This window comes from Mariniflexile sp. TRM1-10, assembly GCF_003425985.1.
Lineage (GTDB): Bacteria > Bacteroidota > Bacteroidia > Flavobacteriales > Flavobacteriaceae > Mariniflexile.
This window is the reverse complement of sequence record NZ_CP022985.1, coordinates 3,143,169-3,157,425: the sequence shown is the minus strand read 5'-3', so window position 1 is coordinate 3,157,425 and position 14,257 is coordinate 3,143,169. Positions and strand designations below refer to the sequence as shown.

Genomic DNA, 14,257 nt, shown 5'->3' with positions numbered 1-14,257 from the left:
ACTACTCTAATTAATGTTTTACATGTGCTTGGTAATGTCCTCTGCACCTTCTTGAATAGCTTCTTTTTTAATTGAAATAGCGTCCAAGTAGCGTTTCATTTCTTGTTTTACTTTAGGAAATAAGAACAACAAACCTATCATGTTAGGGAATACCAATGCCAAAATCATGGCATCAGAGAATTTAATAACGGCATCCAAAGTTGCAGCCGCACCAACTACTACAAAAAACAAGAATAATATTTTATAAGCCATATCGGCTTTTTTACCTTTTCCAAATAAATATTTCCATGATTGCAAACCATAGTAAGACCAAGAAATCATGGTTGAAAAGGCAAACAATACAATAGCTATGGTTAATACATATGAGAAATGGGGAATGACCGAATCAAATGCCAAAGACGTTAAATCGACACCGCTAATTGGCAATCCGGTTGATTTTAAAATCACACTACTTCCATGTTGCGCCGTATAATCAAATATGGCTTGTGGTTCTGCGCCATTAATGTTAAAGAAAATAATAACCAAAGCAGTCATAGTACAAATGACAACGGTATCAATAAATGGCTCTAAAAGTGCCACAACACCTTCGGATGCTGGATATTTTGTACGTACCGCAGAGTGGGCTATAGCTGCAGAACCTGCTCCTGCTTCGTTAGAAAAAGCCGCTCTTTGAAACCCTACAATCAATACACCCATAAGTCCACCAAGACCTGCCATAGGTGAAAATGCCCCGTCAATAATTAATGAAAATGCCAACCCAATATCACTGATATTAGCAAATATAATAACCAATGCTGCCAAAATATAAAGGCCTGCCATAAAAGGCACGATTTTCTCGGTGATTTTAGCAATACGTTTTATACCACCTATAATAACAATACCAACTAAAAAAGCCAATAGAATGCCTATAATAACACCATTGGATCCGCCTTCTAAATTGAACAAGGTACTTATTTGTACAGCTGCTTGATTTGATTGAAATGCATTACCACCACCAAACGACGCCCCTACACAAAGAAGAGCAAATAGAATCCCTAATATTTTTCCAAATCTCCCAAGACCGATTTCCTTCATCCCTTTAGATAAATAATACATAGGCCCCCCATAAATAGTGCCATCTTTACCTACATCTCTATATTTTACCCCGAGGGTACATTCCACAAATTTGGTCGACATTCCTAACAACCCACACACAATCATCCAAAAAGTAGCTCCTGGTCCACCCATTCCTATTGCCACTGCAACTCCTGCGATATTTCCAAGGCCAACAGTTCCGGAAACAGCCGTTGCCAATGCCTGAAAGTGCGACACTTCTCCATGAGCACTTTCATCTCTTATGGTATTCGGAATGTCTTCGACCGCCAATGCTTCATCACTATTATAAAGTTTAGCAACACCATGTTTTTCAATATCAACATACTTACCCCTTACGGTACTTATGGCCGTCCAGAATTTGGTAATACTAGGAAACTTGAAGTAGATGGTAAAAAATGAGGCTCCTAGAACCAAAAGAAGCACAACAAAAGGAATTTGATATTCTCCAATGGGAACTTTAGTCAAAATAAAACCTTCCCACCAATTTGCAAAAGGCATGAAGGCATCATTTACTTTTTCATCGAGCCCTTTTTCTGTTACTTCTTGTGCGATTGTTAAAAATGGTAATAATAAAGTGAAAGTTGAAAGAAGATATTTCTTCATAAGAAAGATTGGATTTAGTTGTTTTTTTTAAAAGATTCTCAGTAAAAGTCGGCAAGATGCTAAAAAAAAATGATTTTTTAAAACATTGGCTGTTAAAATCGGGGATCCATCACTTAATGTTGTAAGTTGAGTTTAGTGCTTTTATTTGTTCTGGCCTTCCTAAAACAATGATTTTAGAATGTGGTGCCAACTCTAACTCCGCTTCCGGATTTACAGTATATTCCCCATTTTCGTCTTTATAACCTATTACGGTACAGCCTGTTTTTTTACGAAGGTCTAAATCCCTGATGGTTTTTACTTTTTGCTTACTAAATAGCTTTTCTACAGCTACTTCTTCAACATTGATGCTTGATTTTCCAACAATGGAAAGGTTGTCCAAAAACTCCATTAAGCCTGGCACAACTACTAAAGACGCCATGTGGTCCCCGCCAATTTTATCGGGCAAAATAACGTTGTTGGCGCCTGCAAACTTTAATTTATCATAAGACGATTCATTTGATGCTCGACTAATAATATGGATGTTTTTATTAATTTGTCTTGTTGAAAGTACCACAAACAAATTATCTGCATCATTAGGTAACGCCGAAATAAAGTTGGAAGCACGGTCTACTCCTGCTTGCATGAGCACCTCGTCTTCGTTAGCGTTTCCTATGATATATGGAACATTGTCTAACCTCAAACGTTCTTCCAGATCTCTATCCTTTTCAATGACAACAAACGATTTTTTATGCGTTAACAGTTTTATTGCTGCTTGTTTACCATTTCTTCCATAACCACAAATAACCACATGGTTTTTTAAACTATTAATATCTTTTTGCATCTTTTTATATTTTAATTCTTCAAAATTGTTTTTACTTAAAATATATTCAGTTATTATAGAAAGTGCATAACCCATTATTACAACACTGGCTAATATTAAAAATATGGTAAAAATTTTAGAATTGTAATCCAATGGTATTACCTCGCCAAAACCAACGGTAGTCAATGTTATTACCGTCATGTAAACGGCATCAATCCATGAATAATTTGAAATAAACCTATACCCTAAAACACCAATTGACAATATAACAACCAGTAAAAAAATGGCTGTATAAATTTTGGTTTTAAAAAACTTAATAAGCGGATTCATAAATCGAAAACTGAAGATCGTTTGGTATAAACTAAATCTTTAATGCGCATCCAAAATGCCAAAAACAAGTACAAAGCAAACCCAAAACCAAGCGTTACAAAAGTTAAATACATGAAAGATGTCCGCACAACTTTTGCCCTAATGCCTAAACGCTCTGCAATACGCTGACACACGTAATAGCCGTGTTTCTGAAAAAATAATAATGGTCTATATATTCCGTTCATACTGCAATTTAATATTTAGTTTACAAGTTTTAAAGTTAAATGTTTTAAATGTTTATGCGTTGATTTGTTTATTCGTTTATAAGTTGTTAACGGCTTAGTTCGTAAAGTCGATATAACCTTTATTTATATCTGTTTGTTTGTGCACTAATGTCAGGTCGAGCCTTTCGTCTTCGCTCAAGATAAACTAAAGTCGAGACCTAACTAAATTCCCAACTTTCATAAACCCCTCGCAAGCTGCACTTTTATCTTCAAATAAAATATATTTTCATTTTCGATAATACTCAACGATAATACTCAATGTGACACTCTTCAGTTTTAGTCACATACTAATACTAAAATTTAGTTTACAGGTTTTAATGTTAAATGTTTTAAATGTTTATGCGTTGATTTGTTTATAAGCTATTAACTTTTTAACCGTTTAACCTTATAACTTTTTAACCTTTCAACCGTTTATTAATGAATTGCCAATGGCGCATTGCAAACATTTGTTTTTATCACAGTATTCATTTTTAAGCTGAATGAGTGCTTGGGATTGTAACGATGCATTTGAAACTTTTGCTAAATTATTAAAAGCGTCTACAATACTGTTCTTTTCTGAAGCAATATCTGAAGCTATTTTCAAAATTACCGAATCTACCTCCTGCCCTTTTTCTTTTGCGTAACAGAATTTAATAGGCAACACGGTGTTGATTAGTAATAAATCTATAAACGATTTGGTCAGCTTTTTTGATGACGTTTTAGATGTTTTTTGAAACGTGTAATGTGAATTCCAAAACGATGCAGCCGACACTTTAAACAGCTTATAAAAATCCTCTAAATTTTCAGCTTCAATAACATTTGAAAATAGGGTTTTATGTTCATAATATAAACTTGCCAATTGCGAGAGTCTAATCGTTGGAAAATTTGGTGGACGCAATCTAAAAAACTGCAAGGGCAATACCGCATTGTTTTCCAATTTAAACTTGTGCTTTAAAAATTGATAGGCTTCAACCAATTCTAAATAATAGGCGTTTTCAACATCTTGCTCCAACAGACCGGCTTGACCAAATAACAACGCTTCTAAAGTTTGTTGACTTGCTTGGGATTTCCGAACTACGGCAAAATCGATGGACTTAGCTATACTATAAAACGATTCACCATTGACCTTGAGTCCGAAATTTTTAGCCAACATTATAAAAAACACGGCTTCCCAATCGTTTTTTGTTTCTTTTAAAAGGTTTTGAATCGTTCCTGACTTACGTTCCAATCTTTCAAAGTACAAGCGTTCCAACCAATTGCTTAAAACAAAATCGTCAACCGATGCAAAATCATTCTCACAATTAATCCATTTACCATTTTTTGAAAAGAGTTTTTCGTAATTATTTAAAACATCCTTACTCGTGAATTCCTTGAGTTGCAACGTTGGAATAACCGTATTATCACTTCTGAACACATCGGTATCATGTTCCCAAACCACATGTAAGATAACGTTATCATAGGCTTTGTCCTGTTCGTGGTTGTGTAAAAACCAATCGGATGCTTTGATATGGATTTCCACATTGCCCGCCCAAAGCTGATTTCCTATTTTAAGTTGCGCATTAAAAAAATCAGGCCCTGAATTAAAGTTATGCTGCCCCACCGAAGTTACTAAAACAGCTTCTCCTTGGGTCGTTTTCAATTTATTTAGATCAATTTTTTTATGTTTCCAGATATAGTGTATAAAATCTTCTTGCATGCTCCTAAAGTAAAAAATATTTTAAAGCAAAATATACCCATAAAAACTTTAAAGTTTCTAAATTTGGTTAAATTCTTATAAAATGGAAGATTTAACGCTTACCACACCTGCTGTTCTGTTTTCGGCAATATCATTAATAATGCTAGCTTATACCAATAGGTTTTTAGCTTACGCAGCGGTTATTAGGGATTTACATAGCAAGTATAAAAAGAACAAAGACAAGGTTTTAATTGCTCAAATAAAAAATATCAAACAACGCTTGTACTTAACGCGCTCTATGCAAATTTTTGGTATTTCAAGTTTATTGCTGTGTGTGTTAACCATGTTTTTAATTTATATACAGCAGCAAACACTGGCCATTTGGGTATTTGGCATGGCTCTTATTTTATTAATTATATCATTAGTATTACTAATTATCGAAATTCAAATATCCGTAAAAGCTTTAGAACATCATATTAATGATATTGAAGAAAAATAACTAAAAATCAATATATTACAAATAAAAAAATAAAAAAACCAAGTAGAACACCATGACATTTAAAATCAAACCAACAAAAACGCTCCTTATTGCTTTTGTGATACTGCTAAGCATAAACTGTTTGGCACAACAGTTCGAACACTTTTTTCCAGCTAAAGACCTAACAACCGTAGGTGTTTATTACTACCCCGAACATTGGCATCCTGACCAATGGGAACGCGATTTAAAAAATATTGCTGAAATGGGCTATGAATTTACCCACTTTGGCGAATTTGCCTGGGCACAATTAGAACCCGAAGAAGGCAGATATGATTTTAAATGGTTGGACACCGCTTTAGAACTTGCTGCCAAATATAAATTAAAAGTCATCATGTGTACTTCTACCGCAACACCTCCAGTTTGGTTGGTTCGCAAACATCCCGACATTCTTGCTACCGATGAAGATGGCTCTAAAATGGACCATGGTTCGCGCCAGCACGCAAGCTTTTCAAACAATTACTACCGCAGCTATTCCATGAAAATGATTGCGGAACTGGCAAAAAAATACGGTAACGACAAACGTGTTATAGGTTGGCAAATAGACAACGAACCGCGTCGTTTTCTTGATTATGGTAACGATGCATTACAACGTTATCGGGAGTGGTTAAAAGACAAATACAAAACCATTGATGTTTTAAATGAAGCATGGGGAAATAATTTTTGGAGTGGCACATACAGCAGTTTTGATGAAATTAACCTGCCTCTTCACAGACAATGGGGCATGAATTTACACTCGCAATTGGACCATTACCGATTTGCCGATCATGAAACCGCGTCGTTTTTAGACGAGCAAGCTCTTGAAATTCGCAAATATGCCTCTAAAAACCAATGGATAACCTCCAATTATATTCCCATGTACCATGTGGGTTATGTGGGCATGAGCAAAGCATTGGATTTTGATTGTTACACACGTTATATGGTTTATGGTAGCGATTTAGGTATTGGTTCCCAAGGCTATCGGGTTGGTGAGTATTCGCGTATTTCCATGTCCAACGACTTTTTTAGACCCTTAAAAGGCATGTACGGCGTTATGGAATTACAACCCGGACAAGTAAATTGGGGAAGTATCAATCCGCAACCATTACCTGGTGCTATGCGTATGTGGCTATGGCATGTATTTGCTGGTGGCAGTAAATTTACCTGTACCTACCGCTACCGTGCACCGCTGTATGGGTACGAGCAATACCACTACGGCATTGTGGGACCCGATGGCGTTACGCAAACCACAGGTGGTAAAGAATTCAGTCAGTTTATGAGTGAAATCAACACCCTACGAAAAAAATATGATGCCAAGGCAACCTTACCAGAATCGTATATAAAACGTAAAACAGGTATTTTGTTCAATGCCGATAATGTGATGGGCATCAATTTGAATAAACAAACCACAGAATGGAATACTGAAGCGCACTTTCTAAAATATTATAAAGCCGTAAAATCCTTTGGAGCTCCTGTAGATTTTGTTAGGGATTCCACCAATTTTTCAAACTATCCGGTTTTAATAGCACCTGCTTACCAGATGATTGACCAACAAATGATTGACAAGTTAACCAACTATGCCAAAAACGGTGGGCATTTGGTGTTAAGTTGCCGTTCGGGAATTCAAAATAGAAAAGGGCATCTTTGGGAAGCCAAATTTTACGAACCTATGTGGCAATTAATTGGTGCAGAAATTGAATCGTATGATTTGTTAATGCCACATGCTCCTGGTAAAATTACATTCAACAATCAAGAATTTGAATGGGTAAGCTGGGGCGATTTATTAAAACCCAATAAAGAAACGGAGACTTGGGCACGCTTCCAAAACAATTTTTATGCAGGCACGCCAGCTGTGGTGTCTCGCAAATTAGGTAAAGGCACCGTCACCTATATTGGAGTGGATTCAAAAAATGGCGGTCTTGAGAAACAAGTATTAACGCAATTATACCAACAGCAACACATTCCTATTGAAAACTACCCAGAAGGCATTATGGTTGAATACCGTGATGGTTTTGGTATTGCAGTAAATTATTCCGATAAGGTTTACACCATGGAACTTCCTGCAAACGCCACTATTTTAATTGGAACAAAAGCCATGAAAACCGCTGATGTATTGGTTTGGAAATATTAAAACATTAGTACATGACAAAAATTGAAGAATGTCACATTGAGTACAGTCGAAATGCTATTAAAATAATATTTCCAATGTCTTCGACTGCGCTCAGACTGACATCTGAACATATTTGGATTTTTCTCATGTACTAATAACTTTTATAATAAAACCCCTTTCACACCATGATTATTGACGTTCACACACATATTAACAACTACCATGAAGACAGAGTCATCTCTTTAGAAGATTGCCTTAACAAACTAACCGATACGATGTTAGAAAACAAGGTGGATTATTCGTTGGTGCTTTCGTCTTATAAAGTAAACGAACACAGACCAAGTACCAAAAAAGTGGTAGAAGCCATTAGCGGACGACATAATCTTGGGGTCATTGCGGGTATTAGCTATCTAAATTATAATTATCGTGATTTAAAAGAAATAAGCGAGTATCTGGACATGGGACTTATTAAAGGTTTAAAGTTCTATCCTGGTTACGAACCGTTTTACCCTAATGATATTCGACTGAAAGTGGTGTACGATATGGCCATCGAGTTTGATGTACCAGTGATGTTCCATTCTGGTGATACGTATGCCCCAACAGGGAAAATAAAATACTCACATCCTTTGCATATAGACGATTTAGCTGTTGATTACCCCGATTTAAAAATTGTCATTTGCCATGTTGGAAATCCTTGGATAAAAGACTGTATGGAAGTGGTTTACAAAAACAAAAATGTACATGCCGATATTTCCGGATTGGTGTTAGGCGATTTCTCCGATAAGTTTGAACGGTTTATGAAGAAAGAAATTGAAGAAATGATCACCTATGCCGGCGACCCCAAATACTTGCTATATGGTACCGACTGGCCTATTTCGAACATGAAATCTTATTTAAAATTTATGAATCAATTAGAACTTCCCGAAGAAAAAAAGGAATTGATTCTTTGGAAAAATGCCGCCGAATTATTTAAGATTGACGTTACAAAACTTTGATTGTTTTCACCATACACAATCATTAGTGTTCGATAAGATTCAAGACCGCTTTGCTAAAAGAATATAGAATAAAGAAAATAGACTATAGAAAATAGAATAGCTTCGACAAGCTCAGCTTGACAGAAAGTTTTATCGGATAACCATGTTTAACAATGAAAAAGTTACTCAATTTTAACGTGAATTCGATATACTCAAGAATGTGTTTAACTTAAAATAAGCTACTTAGCCTTTTATGTCAGGTTGAGCGCAGTCGAAACCTATATAAGTTATCGGTCTTAAAACCTTTCGACTGCGCTCAAGGTGACAACCTCCATTAATAGTGGGGTTTATCCTTAATATAGAATTGTTTTTAAATCGAACTCACGTTTTTAAATGAACCAAGAAATGCATATAAAACAATCTAGTCTATTGGAAGCTCCCGTCTTTACGTCTGAAGTATTGGCATGGATTACCAAAAACAACCTTTGGAACATTTGGGTTCCTAAAGCTTATAATGGATTGGAATTATCGCTTACCGAAGGTTTGCAGAAACTTCAAGGCTTGGCAAAAACAGATGGTAGTTTGGGTTGGACAGTAACACTTTGCAGTGGCGCCAACTATTTTATTGGTAATCTACAACCCGAAACCCGCTCCGAAATTTTTTTATCACCAAAAAAAAGCGTGTGTTTTGGAGGGAGTGGTGGTGTTTTTGGAACGGCGGAACAACAGGGCGATACTTACAGTATTTCCGGGGAATGGCATTATGCCACGGGTGCCCCTTACCTCACCCATTTTACATTGAATGCCAAAATTATAGCCGATGGTGATGTTGTGCTGAATGACGATGGTACCCCATTAGTGTATTCCTTTGTGATTCCAAAAGAAGCGGTTAGTATTATAGAAAACCGGGGCGCCATGGGCTTAAAGGCAACGGCAACCCATTCGTTTCAGGTCAACTCTGCTGTGGTTTCCTCTAAATATGCCTTTGTTTACAATACCTTTTATTTACCACAGCCTATTTTTAAGATTCCTTTTTCGGTGTTTGCCGACCTCACACTTTGGGTGAATTATTTAGGTATGGCAGAACATTATCTGGAAGAAGCCGCCACAATTTTAGAGCACGAAACATTAGAACCGTTTTATTCTGTACTCCTTAAAACCAACCAACAACTTTATAAATTTGCCGAACACATTGAATTACTCACCACTAGCGACACAGTAATTACTGAAGCATATATTGAAACCATACACGCAACAGCTTCGGCTTCGGTTAAAGAAATTTCTAAGGCTATTTTAAATATCTATCCCCTTTTGGGTGTTAAGGCTTGTAGTGATCAGCACGTTTTAAATAGAATATTTAGGGATTATTTTACGGCAACGCAACACCATAATTTTTCTGGAAGATAGAAACTACTTTTGTTTAAATATAAAATTGAGGGATTGTTTTTTTTACCTGATTACTGTTCAAAGTTACCTATTTGTATTATACCTTTCTTTTATATTGCTAGGAAGTCGCAAACTTCTCAGGGCCTGGCGGCGGCTCTTTTGTCTTTCGGTCAGTTTAATTAATGATTGTCCTGAATGTCAAGTTTACTCTCGGTGTCGTTACTTTTTTAGTTGGTGGAAGTCTGTGTAACCAATGTGTTTGGGTTATGTCTTTCATTACTAAAAGGCTTCCGTGTTCTAAAATCAATTCTACTTTTTCTTTGGTCTGTTTGTGTTTGAAAGCAAATTTCCGTTCTGCCCCGAAACTTAGTGAGCCGATTGCTCCGTCTTTTTTCAAGTCTGTTTCTCCGTCACTGTGCCACGCCATTCCTTCTTCTCCGTTGTGATACAAGTTGAGCAAACAGGAATTAAACGTTTCGCCTGTTTCTTTTTCTATCAATGTTTTCAAGTCCAATAATTCCTTTGTCCACGACAAGGCATATTTTGTTGTGTTGGAATACGTGTATTCAAAAGGTTTCTCGCCATACCACGCTACTTTGCGTTTGGTAATGATTTTCTTTCCGAAGATAATCGCTTCGTCATTTCGCCATTCAATCGTTTCCAATAGTTTGTTCAGATAAAAGTCTGCTTGTTCTGTCGTCAAAAGTTTTCCATAATAATTGACCGTTCCGTCTTGTGGCAACCAATTTTTTGCTTTGTCCGTGATGTCGTCAAATAGTTTCATGCTTCCATTTCTGATATTTTTGTTTCATACAATGTCCGCAAGGGCGGAAACTGTTTGTGATGGCTTCTTTTTCCGTCAGAAAGAAAACCCTGTTTTCCCGTTTCATTTTCTTGCCCGATGTACAAGACAAAGTTCCGTAAATTTTCAATTTATTATTACCTCCAAAACTAATTTTCTGCTGTTTGATTTCACTCCGTAAATCGTCATCTGAAATTTCGCTATGCTGTATCATTCTAACTTAACGCATCGTGAAAAATAATTCCCAACGTGTAGCGTTCTCCGCTTTTAACTTCGCTAACACCGTGTTTCATTTTCACCCGATAATAACCTTTTGTTCCTTTTTCGGGTTTGAAGTTGGTTGTAAAAATCAGCATATCGCCTTTCTTTGGTTTCAATACAATCGCTTTGGATTGTGCCCTTGGAATTTGCTGTGTCAATATAAATTCTCCGCCTGTAAAATCTTTGTCGGGTTCGTTCAGAAACAAAACGGTTTGAATGGGAAAATAAACATCGCCGTATAAATCCTGATGCAATGTATTGAAACCACCTTTGCCATATTTCAAAATCAAAACAGTTGCTTTTTGCTGATTGTTGGCGTGGCATTGTTGCAATAATTCTACGTGTTCCAAAGGAAATTGTTTGTCAATATTCAACGCTTTAAACCACATATTGGCAATAGGAGCAAGTTTCGGATAGATGGCTGTCCTTATTCGTTGAATACTATCGGGCAACGGATAATTGAAATATTTGTATTCGCCCAACCCAAAACGGTAGCGTTCCATTACTACCGTTTTCCTGTAAGACGTTGGGTTGTTATATGCTGCTTTCAATGCTTCACATTGTTGGTCTGACAACATATTGGGAAGCACGGCAAAACCGTTTTGGTGCATGTCATCAGTAATAACATTCCAATCTATTGCGTTTATTTTTTCCATTTTAAAAAGCAGCAATTTTTAAAAAAATATCACACAATTCTTTGGACTGGCTAAAGAATGGTGAATGACTTGTATGCATCTGGTACACTTTTTCGCAAGGTGTTTCTTCTAACATTTTTTGTTGTATAAAAGGCGTTACAGCATGGTCTATGCCGCGAGCCGTGAATTAAAATAAATGTTTATTTTTTAGATTTTAAATTTGATACAAAGTTCTTGTGCCTGCATCCATTTCAAAACCCGAATCTTGCTACATTTCCAACATGTCGGTTTTTGCACTTTCCCAACCAATGATGGCGGTTTTCCGTGTGTTGCCCCACATATAACCGCCAATGTTCCCCGATGATTGAATAACCCGATGACAAGGAATAAGAAATGCGACAGGATTGCTTCCGATAGCCGTTCCAACGGCCCTGGAAGCGTTTGCGTTGCCAATTTGTCCAGCAATAGTGCCGTAAGTAGAAAGTTGCCCCATTGGGATTTTCAAAAGTGTTTCCCAAACTTTCAGTTGAAAATTTGTGCCTTTTAAATGCAATTTTATTTCGGGTAATTTGCTCCATTCGTTTTGAAAAATGAATAACGCATGTTGCTGTATCAAATCCAATGTCCTTTGGAACATGGCATTGGGAAATTTTTGCTTTAAACCGTTTAATGCATGGCTTTCGTCATCGTCAAACGCCATATAGCAAACACCTTTTTGCGTAGAAGCAACAATCAGGTTTCCAAAAGGACTTTCTGCAAAACTGTAATTGACGGAAAGATTTTTTCCACCGTTTTTGTATTCGGCTGGTGTCATTCCCTCAATGTTGATAAAAAGGTCGTGCAATCGTCCCGTACCTGAAAGTCCTGTTTCAAAAGCGGTGTCAAAAAGTGTAGCTTGTTGGTCGGTCAATAATTTTTTGGCGTGTTCAATGCTAATGTATTGCAAAAACTTTTTGGGTGTCGTTCCTGCCCATTCGCTAAACAAACGCTGAAAATGAAACGGACTTAAATGCACTTGCTCCGCAATTTCGTCAAGGTTAGGTTGTTCTTTGAAGTTGGCTTTTATGTACGCTATTGCTTCTGCAATTCTATGATAATTGATTTGTTGTTGCTCGTTCATTGTTCTGAATTTATGTCGCAAATGTCAGAACTAAATCGCTGTTATAAAATCCGAAACTTGCTGAATTATGTCTGTCGGGTGATGTTAGTATGGGAGTTGGTCAGAGTTGGCTATACCCTATAGGGTTGTGCTTTTTTAATTACTTCTGATAATATCATCTTCATTAAAGTAAATACCATCCTTTCCAGCAGAAATTAATTTGTAATTTAAAGAGTCCATTAATTCGTACTTATAAGGATTTTTCCAACTATCTGCTTTCCAACTTCCCCAAATTGGTTTTTGTCCGATGAATGATTCGAAGTTCTTTGGGTATACTTCATAATTACTTTTATAAAGTTCCAATTCAGTTGAGATTTCATTCATTTCTGCTTTTGTCCTATCCTCGTTGATATATTCATTAGAAATGAATTCTGCTCCTTTAAAAAGTCCAGTTGTAAAAAGGGTCAAAGTCAAAGGAAACAAAACAACTACTATGAGTAGACTAAATGCAAGGGATCTTGTTGCTGATTTTTTTCCATCACGATTCTCAATTTTGTCGTATATATCGAAAATAGCCCAAATCATAAAAATTATATGCGGTGCCCATATGGGAACAAGGTCTAGGAAGCCAACCTTTATAACTAAATAGGTCAGAACACTATTAGACAAGAAAATGACACCTCCTTTTTTAAAGTCTTTCAAGAGAAACTGTCCAACTCCTGGCAAAAAGAAAGAAATAATAAAAGGTAAAAGACTATTCATGAATGATTGGTTTACATAGTGCCTGACAACCATACAACCACAACAAACAGCAACACAATTATAGTTATACGATTTACGTATGCAATATATTACTTTTTAATAAGGTATTTAAAAATAAAAAAACGACACCTTATTGTAAAATGTAGTTTCTTATATATGCTTACTTTTCTTATATATTGCTATGAAGTCACGGATTTCTCAGATCTGGTTTGTGCATAGTCATTTTATTTCCAAATGTTTTTAATTTTAGCCCAAAGTTTATTTTTAGAATTCCGCTTGTCAATTGATTCCTTGATTATAGATTCCAAATAATCCTTATGATTTTCTTTATCTACTTTTGAACTTAAGCTGTTCTTATATTCAACTCCGATTATTGGAAATGATACCTTTTTTATATAATCCATTATCCAATGTTGTGAAAATAGAACTTGATTTTCCCTTAATTTTAATTCAGTCGCAATTTTATTTATAATATCTAAATCTTCTTTATCCGTTTTATCTACTCTGTCATAAATCATTACGCACAATGCTTCAATTAAAACATTTTTCTTTTCAGCATTTATTATTTCATCATCTATAAATTCCAAATATAAATCTATATTTTCTTTGTATTGTGCAAGCGTTAAACCCTCATCTAGTGGACAAAAAAGATAATCGATGTTTTCTGCCCATATGGTTAATAACTCTCTATCGATTTCTGGGCTATTGATGCTTCCAAATGACATTTTTTTTTCACCACATTTTGAGCACTCACTCTTAGAAAATGATAGATAATTTAATTCGAAAGCAGCCTCAATTTTTGAGACTTCTAAAGAATCTATATTTCCGCATTCACAACCTCTTTGGTATTGGTAATTCATTTTAGGTTATTAAGAACAACAATCATACCACCACAACAAACAGCAATACAATGGTAGTTATATCATTTTTATATGCTTGTTTTTTTTTATTGTTATGAAGTCACCGACTT

At 35.9% G+C, this 14,257-nt stretch carries 14 protein-coding genes; 4 read left to right on the top strand and 10 right to left on the bottom strand.

What is annotated here, in order from left to right:
- Positions 1-18: 18 nt before the first annotated feature.
- From CJ739_RS13280 to CJ739_RS13265, 4 genes are all read right to left on the bottom strand, one after another.
- Positions 19-1,698, bottom strand: a complete 1,680-nt coding sequence (locus tag CJ739_RS13280) for an alanine/glycine:cation symporter family protein (RefSeq protein ID WP_117176138.1) — start codon at positions 1,696-1,698, stop codon at positions 19-21.
- A 109-nt stretch (positions 1,699-1,807) separates the two neighbouring features.
- Positions 1,808-2,827, bottom strand: a complete 1,020-nt coding sequence (locus CJ739_RS13275) for a potassium channel family protein (RefSeq protein WP_117176136.1) — start codon at positions 2,825-2,827, stop codon at positions 1,808-1,810.
- Positions 2,824-3,051: a PspC domain-containing protein gene (locus tag CJ739_RS13270; protein ID WP_117176134.1), complete on the bottom strand. Its 228-nt coding sequence runs from the start codon at positions 3,049-3,051 to the stop codon at positions 2,824-2,826. Before CJ739_RS13270 ends, CJ739_RS13275 begins: the two co-directional genes overlap by 4 nt.
- A gap of 442 nt (positions 3,052-3,493) precedes the next feature.
- Positions 3,494-4,765 carry a DUF2851 family protein gene (locus tag CJ739_RS13265; protein ID WP_117176132.1) on the bottom strand — a complete coding sequence of 424 codons (1,272 nt, stop codon included), beginning with the start codon at positions 4,763-4,765 and terminating at the stop codon, positions 3,494-3,496.
- An 82-nt stretch (positions 4,766-4,847) separates the two neighbouring features.
- Here CJ739_RS13265 and CJ739_RS13260 point away from each other — a divergent pair, with 82 nt between their 5' ends.
- The 4 genes from CJ739_RS13260 (at position 4,848) to CJ739_RS13245 (ending at position 9,749) form a co-directional block, all read left to right on the top strand.
- Positions 4,848-5,243: a DUF2721 domain-containing protein gene (locus CJ739_RS13260; RefSeq protein WP_117176130.1), complete on the top strand. Its 396-nt coding sequence runs from the start codon at positions 4,848-4,850 to the stop codon at positions 5,241-5,243.
- Between the two features lie 52 nt (positions 5,244-5,295).
- Complete coding sequence (locus CJ739_RS13255; protein ID WP_117176128.1) at positions 5,296-7,389, top strand: beta-galactosidase; 2,094 nt, start codon at positions 5,296-5,298, stop codon at positions 7,387-7,389.
- 164 nt (positions 7,390-7,553) lie between these two features.
- On the top strand, positions 7,554-8,363 hold the full coding sequence (locus CJ739_RS13250) for an amidohydrolase family protein (RefSeq protein WP_117176126.1): 810 nt from the start codon (positions 7,554-7,556) through the stop codon (positions 8,361-8,363).
- A 384-nt stretch (positions 8,364-8,747) separates the two neighbouring features.
- Positions 8,748-9,749, top strand: a complete 1,002-nt coding sequence (locus tag CJ739_RS13245; RefSeq protein ID WP_117178982.1) for an acyl-CoA dehydrogenase family protein — start codon at positions 8,748-8,750, stop codon at positions 9,747-9,749.
- Positions 9,750-9,903: 154 nt separating this feature from the next.
- Here the strand turns inward: CJ739_RS13245 and CJ739_RS13240 are convergent, their stop codons facing one another.
- The 6 genes from CJ739_RS13240 to CJ739_RS13215 form a co-directional block, all read right to left on the bottom strand.
- Positions 9,904-10,512: an alpha-ketoglutarate-dependent dioxygenase AlkB family protein gene (locus CJ739_RS13240; RefSeq protein ID WP_117176124.1), complete on the bottom strand. Its 609-nt coding sequence runs from the start codon at positions 10,510-10,512 to the stop codon at positions 9,904-9,906.
- Positions 10,499-10,744, bottom strand: a complete 246-nt coding sequence (locus CJ739_RS13235; protein WP_117176122.1) for an Ada metal-binding domain-containing protein — start codon at positions 10,742-10,744, stop codon at positions 10,499-10,501. The genes CJ739_RS13240 and CJ739_RS13235 overlap by 14 nt, the downstream gene beginning before the upstream one ends.
- Before the next feature lies 1 nt (position 10,745).
- Positions 10,746-11,447: a 2OG-Fe(II) oxygenase gene (locus tag CJ739_RS13230; protein ID WP_117176120.1), complete on the bottom strand. Its 702-nt coding sequence runs from the start codon at positions 11,445-11,447 to the stop codon at positions 10,746-10,748.
- Between the two features lie 247 nt (positions 11,448-11,694).
- Positions 11,695-12,546, bottom strand: coding sequence for a methylated-DNA--[protein]-cysteine S-methyltransferase (locus CJ739_RS13225; RefSeq protein ID WP_117176118.1), 852 nt, complete (start codon positions 12,544-12,546; stop codon positions 11,695-11,697).
- 135 nt (positions 12,547-12,681) lie between these two features.
- Entirely contained in the window at positions 12,682-13,287 is a 606-nt protein-coding gene (locus CJ739_RS13220) for a hypothetical protein (RefSeq protein ID WP_117176116.1), read from the bottom strand.
- 224 nt (positions 13,288-13,511) lie between these two features.
- Positions 13,512-14,147: a hypothetical protein gene (locus tag CJ739_RS13215; RefSeq protein ID WP_117176114.1), complete on the bottom strand. Its 636-nt coding sequence runs from the start codon at positions 14,145-14,147 to the stop codon at positions 13,512-13,514.
- Between the last annotated feature and the right edge of the window lie 110 nt (positions 14,148-14,257).